Below are 12,990 nucleotides of genomic sequence, written 5' to 3'. Positions count from 1 at the left end.
CAGCACCAGGTAGCGGAGCCGCGTGCCCTTGCGCGCCCAGGGGGCCTGTACGGATGCGAGCAGCACTTCGAGCCGTTTAGCTAAATGTCTTGACGGGGCGGTCGGTGCGGATTACTAAGCCATATGGCTAATAATCTAGATACCTTCTTCTCCGCCCTTTCCGACCCCACGCGCCGCGCCGTGATCGAACGGCTCACCGAGGGCCCGGCGCCGGTGACGGAGCTTCACGCGCCCCACGACATCGCGCTCCCCACATTTATGAAACACCTCTCCAAGCTGGAAGCCGCCGGTCTCGTCAGAAGCGAGAAAAAAGGCCGCGTTCGCACTGTCCATATCGAGGCGGGCCCGCTGGCGGCCGCCGAGGCCTGGATTTCGAAACAGCGTAACCTTTGGGAGGGCCGCCTCGACCGGCTCGAACGGCTGGCCGCGAAACTCTCCGACACACACTGACCTTCATTCCCATCGAAAGGACCCAAGCCATGACACTTCACACCGCAGAGCTGAGCTTCGACCGCAGTTTCACGGTCTCGCCTTCCCGCCTCTGGCACCTCCTCACGGACGGCAACATGCGGGAGGCCTGGGGCGCGCCCAGCGAGGACATGGTCCTCAAGATGGAGATTTCGGACCTGCGTGAGGGCGGTTTCGAACGCCACCATTGCGGGCCCGTCGACAACCCTGAATTCACCATCGACACCCGCTGGTACAAGCTCATGGAAGACGAAGGCGCATGCTATTCCGAGACGCTGGTCATCGGCGGCGAAAGCCACTTCACGAGCCTAGTCACCTACGCCCTCACCCCCAAGGGCGAAGGCTGTGACCTCCATGTCACCGTGGCCGTCTCGGCCTTCGGCGATGAGAGCATGATCGGCGAGGTGCAGGGCGGCTGGGAGGGCGGATTGGCGCAGCTCGAAAAGCTCGCCGCCGCGCAGACCGCGCCGGCCTGATGCACACCTTGACCGTGCAACGGACGCTCAAGGCACCGCCAGGCCACGTCTGGCGGTGCATGACCGAACCGGCGCTCATCGCCCGCTGGTTTGCTCCCGCGCCCGTCACCGTGACCCATGTCGATGTGGAAGCCCGGCCCGGCGGGGCCTTCCACCTCGTCATGGACGTCCCCGACGTGGGCGATATCGAGGGGGTGGCGGGCTGCGTTCTCGAGGCCGTGCCGGAGAAACGCCTGACCTGGACCTCGGCGCTGGGCCCGGGCTTTGCGCCCAATCCCGCTCCCGCCGAGGGCGCATTTCATTTCACCGCGATCATAACGCTTGCGCCTTTGGAAGCCCCGGCGGAGGGCACACGCTACCGCGCCGAAGTGATACATGCCGACGCGGCCGGGCGCGCTGCCCACGAAGCGATGGGCTCTCACGACGGATGGGCCCAAACCGCTGAGCAATTGGGCAATCTGGCTGCCACGCTCTGACGCAACCTGCCCAAATCCCTTGCAATTCCCGTGCGCCCGCTATGAACTATTCAAACGGGCGCGCTCTCTACGCCGCATCGAGAGCCGGTCCCCCCGCCACCTAGGTACCGCGGCTTTTGGCACCCATGGAGATCACTTTCCGCCTGAACGGCGACGACGTGACCATTTCTGACGAAGCGCCGACGCGCACCGTGCTCGACTGGCTGCGCGACAAACGCGGCCTCACCGGCACCAAGGAGGGCTGCAACGAGGGCGATTGCGGCGCCTGCACGGTCATGGTCACCGACGAAGAGGGCGCGAAGACGCTCAATGCCTGCATCCTTTTCCTGCCGCAGCTTCACGGCAAGGCCGTGCGCACCGTGGAAGGCATCGCCGCCCCCGACGGCACAGCCCATCCCGTGCAGGAGGCCATGGTGTCCTGCCACGGCTCGCAATGCGGCTTCTGCACGCCGGGCTTCATCGTCTCTATGGCCTGCGATCACCTGAACGGATCGACCGACCACGACACGACGCTCGCCGGCAACCTCTGCCGTTGCACCGGCTACGCGCCCATCCACCGCGCCGCCCGCGATGCCGAGCCCGCCCCCGTGCCCGACCACATGCGCGACACTCCACCTTCATCTTTCTCGAAGAGCTTCGGGAGTGTGGAAGCTGGCCCCCATGCCATGCCCACAAGCAGCGACGAGCTCGCCGCCTGGGCGCTCGAGCACCCGCAGGGCACCATCGTCGCGGGCGCGACGGATGTCGGGCTCTGGGTGACGAAGCACTTCGCCGAACTCGGGCCGATGGCCTTCCTCCATGCCTGCGCGGACCTCAAGCAAGTCGAGGAGACCGAGAGCCACATCCGCCTCGGCGCGGCCGTCACGATCAGCCGCGCCATGGAGGCGCTGCCTTACGCCGAGCTTCACGAGATGTTCCGCCGCTACGGCTCCACCCAGGTGCGCAACGCCGCCACCATCGGGGGCAATATCGCCAACGGCTCCCCCATCGGCGACAGCCCGCCCGCGCTCATCGCGCTCGGGGCGACGCTGCACTTGCGGCGCGGTGAGGCCCGCCGCGAGATGCCGCTGGAGGATTTCTTCCTGGACTATGGCAAGCAGGACCGCGCCGAGGGCGAGTTCGTCGAAGCCGTGAGCGTGCCCAAGCGCCCCGACAGGCTCCGCGTCTACAAGCTCTCGAAGCGCGTCGACCAGGATATCTCCGCCGTGTGCGGTGCCTTCTACGTGCCGGTGGACGAGGACGGTATCGCCCGCGCCCCGCGCGTGGCCTTCGGCGGCATGGCGGGCACGCCCAAACGCGCCGCCTGTTTCGAAGCCGCCATCGACGGCAAGCCCTGGACCCGCGCCGCGGTGGAGGCCGCGCTGCACGCCCTCGCCGAGGACTACCAGCCACTCTCGGACATGCGCGCCTCGGCCGCCTACCGCCTCAAGACCGCGCAGAACATGGCACTGCGCGCGGTCATGTCCGATGACGGCGAGCTCCTTGATATCCGGCAGGTGCGGGCATGACAGTCGCCAAGCCCCTGCCCCACGATGCGGCCCTCCTCCACGTGGCGGGCACCGCGCGCTACACCGACGACATCCCCGCTCCCGCAAACACGCTCCACCTCGCCTTCGGGCTCTCCGAGATCGCGAAGGGCCGCATCACCGGAATGGATCTCGCGGCCGTGCGCGCGGCGCCCGGCGTCGTGGATGTGCTGATGGCCGATGACCTGCCCTTCGCCAACGATGTGAGCCCCTCGGCCCATGACGAGCCCCTCCTGAGTGACGGGACCATCCACTATCTCGGCCAGCCGATCTTCTGCGTCGTAGCGCACACGCATCTCGCGGCCCGCGCCGCGGCGCGGCTGGGGCAGATCACCTACGCGGAGGAGACCCCGCTCCTGACGATCGACGAGGCGCTCGCCGCAGGGAGCCGCTTCGAAGACGGCCCGCGCATCTATGCCAAAGGCGACGTCACCCGCGCGCTGGCGGAGGCCCCGCATCAGGTGCGGGGCACGCTCGAGCTGGGCGGGCAGGAGCACTTCTATCTCGAGGGGCAATCCTCCCTCGTCGTGCCCGGCGAGGCGGGCGATGTCACCGTGCATTGCTCCACCCAGCACCCCACCGAGATCCAGCACAAGGTAGCCGAGGCGCTGGGCCAGCCGTTCCACGCCGTGCGCACCGAGGTGCGGCGCATGGGCGGCGGCTTCGGCGGCAAGGAAAGCCAGGGCAACGCGCTCGCCGTGGCCTGCGCCATCGCCGCCACGCGCACAGGCCGGCCCTGCAAGATGCGCTATGACCGCGACGACGACATGGTCATCACCGGCAAGCGCCACGATGCGCGCATCGAATACGTGGCGGGCTTCGACGACGAAGGCCGCCTCGCGGGGGTGGATTTCACCCATTACATCCGCTGCGGCTGGGCGCAGGATCTTTCGCTGCCGGTGGCCGACCGCGCGATGCTTCACGCCGATAATGCCTATGACCTTCCCGCCGCGCGCATCACCTCGCACCGGCTCAAGACCAACACGCAGAGCGCCACCGCGTTTCGCGGGTTCGGCGGGCCGCAGGGGATGGTGGGGATCGAGCGGGTGATGGATCACATCGCCCATCACCTCTCTGTCGATCCCTTGCGCGTGCGGCAGGTGAATTTCTATCCCTCCGCCTCACATGATCAGACCCCGGCGCACGGGGCTGCAGGGGGCCCTCCGGGGGAGGTACGAGGCACAAAGAAGACGGGCACCACGCCCTATGGCATGGCCGTCACCGACAGCGTCATAGCGGAGCTCGTGGCCGATCTTGCCACCCGGTCCGATTACGCTGCGCGGCGGGCGGCGGTGCGGGCGTGGAACGCCGAGAACCCGATCCTGAAGAAGGGCATCGCGCTGACGCCGGTGAAATTCGGCATCTCCTTTACGCTCACCCATCTCAATCAGGCGGGCGCGCTCGTCCATGTCTATGCCGACGGCTCGATCCATCTCAATCATGGCGGCACCGAGATGGGCCAGGGCCTCTTCCAGAAGGTGGCGCAGGTCGCCGCGGACCGCTTCGGCGTCGAGGTAGGGGCGGTGAAGATCACCGCCACCGATACCGGGAAGGTGCCCAATACGTCGGCCACCGCCGCCTCCTCGGGCTCGGACCTCAATGGCATGGCCGTGAAGGCCGCCTGCGACACGATCCGGGACCGCATGGCCGAGCACCTGGCCCAGCTCCATCAGGTGAAGCCCGCGGACGTGGTCTTTGCAGGGGGCCGCGTGCGGGCGGGCGCCGGCGACATGAGCTTCGGAGAGGCGGCCTCGATATGCTACCAGGGGCGGGTCTCGCTTTCCTCCACGGGGTTCTACAAGACGCCCGAGATCGAATGGGACCGCATCAAGGGCAAGGGGCGGCCGTTTTTCTACTTCGCCTATGGCGCGTCGGTCTCGGAGGTCGTGGTGGACGCCCTCACCGGCGAGAACCGCATCCTGCGCACCGATATCCTCCACGATTGCGGGCGCTCGCTGAACCCCGCGCTCGACCGGGGCCAGATCGAGGGCGGCTTCGTGCAGGGCGCGGGCTGGCTCACGATGGAAGAGCTCGTCTGGGACGACCGCGGCGCGCTCAAGACCCATGCCCCCGCCACCTACAAGATCCCCGCCATGTCCGACCGGCCGGAGGTCTTCAACGTGGACCTCTGGGACGGGGAGAACGCCTCCGACACGATCTACCGCTCGAAGGCGGTGGGGGAGCCGCCCTTCATGCACGGGATCAGCGTCTTCCTGGCGCTGTCGGACGCTATCGCCCAGTGCCGCGGGGACTACCCGGCGCTCGATGCGCCCGCCACGCCGGAGCGCATCCTGACGACGCTGGACCGGCCATGAGGCTCGCCGATGCCCTCGGCCACGGGCCCCTCGCCCGGGTGATCGTGGCGGAGGTCCGCGGCTCGGCCCCGCGCGAGGTGGGCGCGGAGATGTGGGTCTGGGCCGACAAGGCGCGGGACGGCGGCCAGCACGGCACCATCGGCGGCGGGACGCTTGAATACGAGGCAAGCGAAGCCGCCCGCGCCGCGCTCGTACGTGATCCGGCCGCGCGCGCCTTTGCCACGACGCATGCGCTCGGCCCCGATCTCGGGCAATGCTGCGGGGGGGCGGTGACCCTCGTCACGGAGATCCTCGCCGAGGCGCCGGAGCCGGGCCTCCGCGCCATCCCGCTGGGTGACGCACCCGCAACGCTCGCCGTCGAGCGCGTCAAGCAGGCACTCCGCAACGGCAGCGGCGACGACCGGGCGCGCCTCGTGGATGGCTGGTTTCTCGAGCGTCCGCTCGCGCCCACGCGGGAGATCTGGATCTGGGGCGCAGGCCATGTGGGCCGCGCCCTCACGCAGGTGCTCGCGCCCCTGCCCGACCTCGCGCTGACCTGGATCGACACCGCACCTGACCGCTTCCCGGCCATCCCCGATGGCGTCACGCAGGTCAGCGCGGCGAAGCCCGAGCTTCTCATGGCACACGCGCCCGAGACGGCGGAACACCTCATCGTGACCTATTCCCACGCGCTCGACCTCGCGCTCTGTGATGCGGCGCTTCGGCGCGGCTTCCGCGGCTGCGGGCTCATCGGCTCCGCCACCAAGTGGGCGCGTTTCCGCAAGCGCCTCGGCGCCCTGGGGCACGGCGATGCTGAAATCGCGCGCATCGCCTGCCCGATCGGGGACCCGACGCTTGGGAAGCACCCGCAGGCCATTGCGATTGGCGTGGCCCATGCCCTAGTCTCCGCTTCGGGAGAACGGGGGACGATCGGTGACGCAAGACCTGCTCGCGCTTAAGGGGCTGACGAAAGCCTATCCGGGCGTCGTGGCCAATGATGACGTCTCCCTCACCGTCCGCGCAGGCGAGGTCCATGCCCTCCTTGGGGAAAACGGCGCGGGAAAATCCACGCTCGTGAAGATGATCTACGGCCTCGTGAAGCCCGATGCGGGCGCGATGTCGCTCCTCGGGGCGCCTTTCGAGCCCGCCGATCCCCGCGCGGCACGGGGCGCCGGGATCGGGATGGTCTTCCAGCATTTCTCGCTCTTCGAGGCGCTCACCGTGGCCGAGAACATCGCACTCGGCATGGAGGACCCGCCGAAGCCGCGCGTGCTTTCGCGCCAGATCAGGGAGGTGTCGGAGACCTACGGGCTGCCTCTCAATCCGGACCGCACCGTGGGCACTTTGAGCGCGGGCGAGCGGCAGCGCGTGGAGATCATCCGCTGCCTCCTGCAGAACCCGCGGCTCCTCGTCATGGACGAGCCGACGAGCGTTCTGACCCCGCAGGAGGTCGACATCCTCTTCACGACGCTGCGCAAGCTGAGCGCAGAAGGCACGGCGATCCTCTACATCTCTCACAAGCTCGAGGAGATCCGCGCGCTCTGCGAACGTGCGACCATCCTGCGGGGCGGCAAGGTCGTGGCGACCTGCGATCCACGGCAGGAAACAGCGCGCGCGCTCGCCGAGATGATGGTGGGCAAGAGCTTCGCCTCGGCGACCCGCTCCGTGCGCGCGGCGGGCGCGCCGGTGCTCTCGGTCTCCGGTCTCTCTCTCGCGGCGACCTCGCCCTTCGGCACCGCGCTCAAGGATGTCTCGCTCTCCGTGGCGGGGGGCGAGATCTTGGGCATCGGCGGCGTGGCGGGCAACGGGCAGGACGAGCTTCTGGCGGCGCTGTCCGGCGAGGCGCGAAGCGCGCCGGGCACGGTGACGCTGGGCAATGCGGCGATCGGCAATCTTGGACCGCGCGCGAGGCGGGCGGCCGGGCTTTGCGTGGGGCCGGAGGAGCGGCTGGGCCACGCGGCGGCGCCCACGCTCTCGCTCACCGAGAATGCGCTTCTGACGGCGGATACCCGCGAAGGCCTCAGCACCCGCGGCTTCATAGACTGGTCCCGCGTGCGTGCTTATGCCGAGCGGGTGATCGAGGGCTTCGATGTCCGCACGCCGGGGCCGGACGTGGCCGCCCAAGCGCTATCCGGCGGAAATCTGCAGAAATTCGTCATGGGCCGGGAGATGCTCCAGCGCCCCACCGCGCTCGTCATCAACCAGCCCACATGGGGCGTCGACGCGGCCGCCGCCGCCTCCATCCGGCAAAAGCTCATCCAACTCGCGGAGGAAGGCGTGGGCCTTCTCGTCATCAGTCAGGACCTCGACGAACTCTTCGAGATCGCCGACCGCTTCGCCGCGCTCAACGAGGGCCGTCTGTCGCAGGCGCGCCCCATGGGCGAGCTGACCATGGAGCAGATCGGCCTGATGCTCGGCGGGGTGCACGGAGAGGCCCCCGATGGCCACGGGGCCGGAGAGAGCCGGGCCGCCGAGGCAGCGGGAAGCGCGGCATGATCGTCATCGAAAAACGCCCGTCGCCCTCGGCCGCCTGGGGCTACCTGACGCCGGTCATCGCGGTCATCGCCACCATGATCGCGGGCGGGCTCATGTTCGCCGCGCTGGGCAAGGACCCGTTCCAATCCCTCAAGCTGATCTTCTGGGACCCGCTCTTCGGCGATTTCGCGTTCTATTACCGCCAACAGCTGCTCATCAAGGCAGGCCCGCTCATCCTCATCGCCATCGGGCTCTCGCTCGGCTTCCGCGCGGGCATCTGGAACATCGGGGCCGAGGGGCAATACATCATGGGCGCGATCTTCGGCGCCGCGGTGGGGCTCGCCCTCTACCCGATGGAGGCGCGTTGGCTCGTCTTTCCGCTGATGGTGCTCTTCGGTGCGTTGGGGGGCTTTCTCTGGGCGATGATCCCTGCGCTCCTCAAGACCCGGTTCAACACCAACGAGATCCTCGTCTCGCTGCTGCTCGTCTACGTGGCCGAACAGATCCTTGCGATGATGTCCTTCGGGCTCCTGCGCAATCCCGACGGTCAGGGCTTCCCCGGCTCCCGCAATCTGGCACGCTGGGAAAGCGCGCAGAACCCGGAGCTCATCGCGGGCACCGGGGCGCATCTGGGCGTCGTGGCCGCGATCATCGCCGTGCTTCTGGCCGCCATCCTTCTCTCGCGGCACCGCGTGGGCTTTGACATCAAGCTCATGGGCGTGGCGCCGAAGGCCGCCGCCTTTTCCGGTGTGAACCGCAACAGGATGGTCTTTCTCTGCCTCGGCATCTCGGGCGGACTGGCGGGGCTGGCTGGCCTTTTCGAGGTCACCGGCCCCTCCGGCCAGATCACCGACAGCTTCAACGTGGGCTACGGCTTCGTGGCCATCATCGTGGCCTTCCTGGGGCGGCTCAATCCGCTGGGCATCCTGGCGGCGGGGCTCCTGATCGGGCTCACCTACATTGGCGGCGACGCGGCGCAGGCCGGGATCGGCCTCCCCGGCGCGGCGATTCAGGCGTTCCAGGGGATGCTCCTTTTCTTCCTTCTGGCTTTCGATCTGCTGACCCAGTTCCGCGTGCGCGTGGCGAGGTTGGCGGCATGAGCGTAGTCGCAAGGCCTATCGTGATCGGAAGCGCCATGGGCCTCATGCTCCCCTTCATGCTGCACGAGACCGGCGGACTTGGGGCCGTGCTCTTCATCGCGGCGCATGTCGCCGCGCTCTGCCTCATCGCCGCGCTCGCGCTTCTGGTGCCTGCCCTCCGCGCGCGCCTGCCGCAACACCGCCCGAGCCCGCGTCACATGGGCCTGATGGGCTTGGGCCTTGCACTCGGCTTTTCCGTCATCTGCCTCGCCTGCCCCCTCGCCTTCGGGATGGAGCATCCATGGACCTGAGCAGCATCAACCCCGTCCTTCTCGTCGCGGCCCTCATGGTGGCCTCCACCCCCATCCTGCTCGCCGCCATCGGCGAGCTCGTGGTGGAGAAATCCGGCGTCCTCAATCTCGGCGTCGAGGGCATGATGATCGTGGGCGCCATCGCTGGCTTCATCGCCGCCGTGGAAACCGGATCGCCCACGTTGGGCTTCCTCTTCGCGGCCGTGGGCGGCGCGCTCCTCTCGCTCGTCTTCGCCGCCATCACGCTCTTCTTCCTGGCCAACCAGGTGGCCACGGGCCTCGCGCTCACGCTCTTCGGCCTCGGCCTCTCGAGCCTCATGGGCCAGGGCTACCAGGGGATCCGTCCGCCGCTCACCTCCAAGCTCGATCTCGGCCCGCTCTCCGACATCCCCGTCCTCGGCACGATCCTATTCAGCCAGGACGCCATCGTCTATCTCTCGCTCGCCACGGTCGCCGCCGTCTGGGCCTTTCTGAAATACACCCGCGCCGGGCTCATCCTGCGCTCCTGCGGGGAGAATGCGGAAGCCGCCCATGCGCTGGGCTACAAGGTCAAGCTCATCCGCATGGCCGCCATCGCCTTCGGTGGAGCCTGCGCGGGCGTCGGCGGGGCCTACATCTCCATGGTGCGCGTACCGCAATGGGTGGACGGCATGACCGCGGGCGCGGGCTGGATCGCGCTCGCCATCGTGGTCTTCGGGGCCTGGCGGGCGGGCCGGGTCATGGTCGGTGCCTATCTTTTCGGCGGTGTCACCGTGCTCCAGCTCAATTTACAAGCCGCCGGCATCAAGATACCGGTCGAGTACTTGTCCATGAGCCCCTACCTGATCACCATCCTCGTGCTGGTCCTGATCTCGGCGGGGCGGGCGCGGGCACTGGGAGCGCCTGCCGCCTTGGGCCAAGTTTTTCACGCCTCACGCTGAGGCCTATCCGCCCGCGCGGGACGCGGGCACAACAGGGGAAAACGAATGCACTTCAAATCGCTACTTGCCGCACTGGCCCTCGCTGCCGCGGGCCCGGCCCTGGCAGACGGTCACGAGAAGACCACCGTGGGCTTCGTCTATGTCGGCCCGATCGGTGACGGCGGCTGGACCTACGAACACCATCAGGGGCTCCTGGCGGTGGAAGAGGAATTCGGCGACGCGGTCGAGACCACCTTCGTCGAGAGCGTGCCCGAGGGCGCCGATGCGGAGCGCGTGATGACGCAGATGGCGCTGCAGGGCGCCGACATCATCTTCACCACGTCCTTCGGATACATGGATCCCACGATCAACGTGGCCGCCAACTTCCCGGAAGTCGTGTTCGAGCACGCCACCGGCTACAAGCGCGCCGACAATGTATCCACCTATTCCGCGCGCTTCTATGAAGGCCGCGCCGTGCAAGGCCACATCGCGGGCAAGATGACCCAGACGAACCAGGTGGGCTACATCGCCTCCTTCCCGATCCCGGAAGTGATCCGCGGCATCAACGCGGCCTACCTCCACGCCAAGCGCGTGAACCCGGAGGTGGAGTTCAACGTGATCTGGGTCTTCACTTGGTTCGACCCGACGAAGGAAGCCGACGCCGCGCGCGCGCTCATCGACCAGGGCGCTGACGTGATCCTCCAGCACACCGATTCCACCGCGCCCCTCGCGGCGGCCTCCGAGGTGGACGGAGTCATCGGCTTTGGCCAGGCCTCCGACATGGCGCAATTCAAGCCCGCCCCGCGCGTGAGCTCGATCATCGACAACTGGGCACCGTACTACATCGAGCGCGTGCGCGCCGTCATGGATGGCACCTGGGAGAGCGTGGATACCTGGGACGGCATGGATACCGGCATGGTCGAGATCGGCGAGATCACCGACGCCGTGCCCGCCGATATCAAGGCCGAAGCCATGGACATGATCGCCCAGATCACGGCGGGCGAGTACCACCCCTTCACCGGGCCCATCAACCGGCAGGACGGCTCGGTCTGGCTCGCCGAAGGCGAAGTGGCCGATGATGGCACGCTCCTCGGGATGGATTTCTACATCGAAGGCCTGACGGGCGAGATCCCCAACTGATCCCGACCGTTCGGAGACTGTAACACCGAGACGCCCGGCTGCCACGGCCGGGCGTTTTTCATTGCTCAGCGCGCGGGGCACGGGCGGATGCCTCCGGCGGAGGTACGGGGCACAAAGAAACCGGGAGCGCGCCCCTGAGCCCGCCCCGCGCGTTGGTCCGGCCGCGCGAGGACCGCGTCGAGAGGGGGCTTTAAGTCTTGCCACAATCGCGGAAAAGAGGGGCGAACGCCACGGGGAGGAAGGCCGGCACCATGGACGACGTGATCATCATCGGGGGCGGGATCGCCGGGGTGTCGCTCGGCGCGCGGCTTGCGCCCCACATGGGCGTTACGCTCCTCGAGGCAGAGCCCGTGTTGGGATACCACGCGTCGGGCCGCTCGGCGGCGCTCTTCGAGGAGACCTACGGCCTGCCCTCGACGGTGGCGCTCAACGAGGCCTCCAAGTCCGATCACTTCACGCTGGCCGGTGGCGATCTCCTGAAGCCGCGGGGGCTGATGCTTCTCGACACCGGCGAGAGCGCCGCTTTCGAGCGCGACCTCGAGACGATGAAGATGGCCGAAATTGGCGTGGACGAGGCGATGGCCAAGGTGCCCATTATCGATCGCGCCAAGGTGCGCCGGGCGGGCTTTCACGCCGAGGCCTGGGACATCGACACCGACCGGCTCCTCCAGCATTTCGCGCGCGAGATCCGCGCCCATGGTGGCACCGTCCGACCCGGCGCCGCCGTGAGCGGCATCGAGGCGACGGCCGCGGGCTGGCTCGTGCACACAGTGAAGGGCAATTTCGAGGCGCGGCTCCTGTGCAACGCGGCAGGCGCCTGGGTGGACCGGATCGCGGAGATGGCGGGCGTGACGCCGCTGGGCTTCACGCCGCTCCGCCGCTCCATGGCGCGCATCGCGGCGCCGGGTGGCCATGACGTGAGCGGCTGGCCCATGATGTTCGGCCCCGGGGAGAGCTGGTACGCCAAGCCCGACGCGGGCGCGCTCCTCGTCTCACCGGCCGACGAGGATGCCTGCGCGCCCATGGATGCCTGGCCCGAGGACGAAGTGCTAGCCGAGGGCCTCGCGCGCTACGAGGCGGCGGTGACGGAGCCTGTCACGCGCCCGCTTGCGAGCTGGGCGGGGCTTCGCACTTTCGCGCCCGACCGCAACCTCGTGATCGGCTTCGACGCGCGCAATCCCGGCTTCTTCTGGCAGGCAGGGCAAGGCGGCTACGGCTTCCAGACATCGCCCGCCGCGAGCACCTACGGCGCCGATCTGATCCTGGGGCGTCCCCCGCAGATCGACGCAGCCACGCGCGCAGCCCTCGACCCCGCGAGATTTGCCGCCTAGCGTCCTTGGCACAGACCTTTTTCAGGGATTTTCCATGCGCCTTTCATTGACGACACTGTTCTTCCTCGCCGCGGGCACCGCCGCCCACGCGGATGCGCTTTTCGACCGATACTTCGCCGCGCAGCAAGCCTATGAGCGTCACGTCAATGCGTTCTATATCGCGCGCGTGCCGGCGCTCGAGGGCAAGGTCCCGACCTTTACCGAGGACCCCCGCGCGCAGGAGATCATGGGCTGCACCTTCGATTATATCCGCGACACCACTGGAGAAGAGGGCGCGCTCGGCCTCATCACCTGGCTCGAGGACGCCGCCCGGACCGAAATCAAATCCCTTACCGACCTGGGCACGGGGCCCGAAGGGCCCGCGGGCGACGCGATGCTCGGGGCTATCGACGCCTGCAATACCGTGGAAATCACCCAGGAGATCATGGCCGAGACAGGCTTCATGGAGGTCTTCTCCCAGCCCGGCGTGATGGACGCGCTGATGGCCAGCGAGTAACGCCCGCGCCGCGCGGCAA

General features: G+C 68.1%; 13 protein-coding genes. All 13 read left to right on the top strand.

Annotated features, from left to right (window positions below):
- Positions 1-123 precede the first annotated feature (123 nt).
- The 13 genes from AAFM92_16425 (at position 124) to AAFM92_16365 (ending at position 12,971) form a co-directional block, all read left to right on the top strand.
- Entirely contained in the window at positions 124-450 is a 327-nt protein-coding gene (locus AAFM92_16425; GenBank protein ID MEL7301965.1) for a metalloregulator ArsR/SmtB family transcription factor, read from the top strand.
- Positions 451-479: 29 nt separating this feature from the next.
- Complete coding sequence (locus tag AAFM92_16420) at positions 480-944, top strand: SRPBCC domain-containing protein (protein MEL7301964.1); 465 nt, start codon at positions 480-482, stop codon at positions 942-944.
- Positions 944-1,420 carry an SRPBCC domain-containing protein gene (locus AAFM92_16415; protein MEL7301963.1) on the top strand — a complete coding sequence of 159 codons (477 nt, stop codon included), beginning with the start codon at positions 944-946 and terminating at the stop codon, positions 1,418-1,420. Before AAFM92_16420 ends, AAFM92_16415 begins: the two co-directional genes overlap by 1 nt.
- A gap of 125 nt (positions 1,421-1,545) precedes the next feature.
- On the top strand, positions 1,546-2,928 hold the full coding sequence (gene xdhA / locus AAFM92_16410) for a xanthine dehydrogenase small subunit (protein MEL7301962.1): 1,383 nt from the start codon (positions 1,546-1,548) through the stop codon (positions 2,926-2,928).
- Positions 2,925-5,261, top strand: a complete 2,337-nt coding sequence (gene xdhB, locus AAFM92_16405) for a xanthine dehydrogenase molybdopterin binding subunit (protein MEL7301961.1) — start codon at positions 2,925-2,927, stop codon at positions 5,259-5,261. The genes xdhA and xdhB overlap by 4 nt, the downstream gene beginning before the upstream one ends.
- The gene (xdhC, locus tag AAFM92_16400; GenBank protein ID MEL7301960.1) at positions 5,258-6,199 is read left to right on the top strand and encodes a xanthine dehydrogenase accessory protein XdhC; all 942 of its coding nucleotides are present in this window, start codon (positions 5,258-5,260) and stop codon (positions 6,197-6,199) included. The genes xdhB and xdhC overlap by 4 nt, the downstream gene beginning before the upstream one ends.
- The gene (locus AAFM92_16395; GenBank protein MEL7301959.1) at positions 6,174-7,736 is read left to right on the top strand and encodes an ABC transporter ATP-binding protein; all 1,563 of its coding nucleotides are present in this window, start codon (positions 6,174-6,176) and stop codon (positions 7,734-7,736) included. Before xdhC ends, AAFM92_16395 begins: the two co-directional genes overlap by 26 nt.
- Entirely contained in the window at positions 7,733-8,815 is a 1,083-nt protein-coding gene (locus AAFM92_16390) for an ABC transporter permease (protein MEL7301958.1), read from the top strand. The genes AAFM92_16395 and AAFM92_16390 overlap by 4 nt, the downstream gene beginning before the upstream one ends.
- Positions 8,812-9,105, top strand: a complete 294-nt coding sequence (locus tag AAFM92_16385) for a hypothetical protein (GenBank protein MEL7301957.1) — start codon at positions 8,812-8,814, stop codon at positions 9,103-9,105. The genes AAFM92_16390 and AAFM92_16385 overlap by 4 nt, the downstream gene beginning before the upstream one ends.
- The gene (locus AAFM92_16380; GenBank protein ID MEL7301956.1) at positions 9,096-10,025 is read left to right on the top strand and encodes an ABC transporter permease; all 930 of its coding nucleotides are present in this window, start codon (positions 9,096-9,098) and stop codon (positions 10,023-10,025) included. The genes AAFM92_16385 and AAFM92_16380 overlap by 10 nt, the downstream gene beginning before the upstream one ends.
- 45 nt (positions 10,026-10,070) lie before the next feature.
- Complete coding sequence (locus AAFM92_16375; GenBank protein MEL7301955.1) at positions 10,071-11,144, top strand: BMP family ABC transporter substrate-binding protein; 1,074 nt, start codon at positions 10,071-10,073, stop codon at positions 11,142-11,144.
- A 251-nt stretch (positions 11,145-11,395) separates the two neighbouring features.
- Positions 11,396-12,475: an FAD-binding oxidoreductase gene (locus AAFM92_16370; GenBank protein MEL7301954.1), complete on the top strand. Its 1,080-nt coding sequence runs from the start codon at positions 11,396-11,398 to the stop codon at positions 12,473-12,475.
- A 34-nt stretch (positions 12,476-12,509) separates the two neighbouring features.
- The gene (locus tag AAFM92_16365) at positions 12,510-12,971 is read left to right on the top strand and encodes a hypothetical protein (GenBank protein ID MEL7301953.1); all 462 of its coding nucleotides are present in this window, start codon (positions 12,510-12,512) and stop codon (positions 12,969-12,971) included.
- The last annotated feature ends 19 nt before the right edge of the window (positions 12,972-12,990 follow it).

The organism is Pseudomonadota bacterium (assembly GCA_038533575.1).
Classification (GTDB): domain Bacteria; phylum Pseudomonadota; class Alphaproteobacteria; order Rhodobacterales; family Rhodobacteraceae; genus Shimia_B.
Note: the sequence above shows the minus strand (reverse complement) of the source record. Positions and strands in the feature narration are given on the sequence as shown.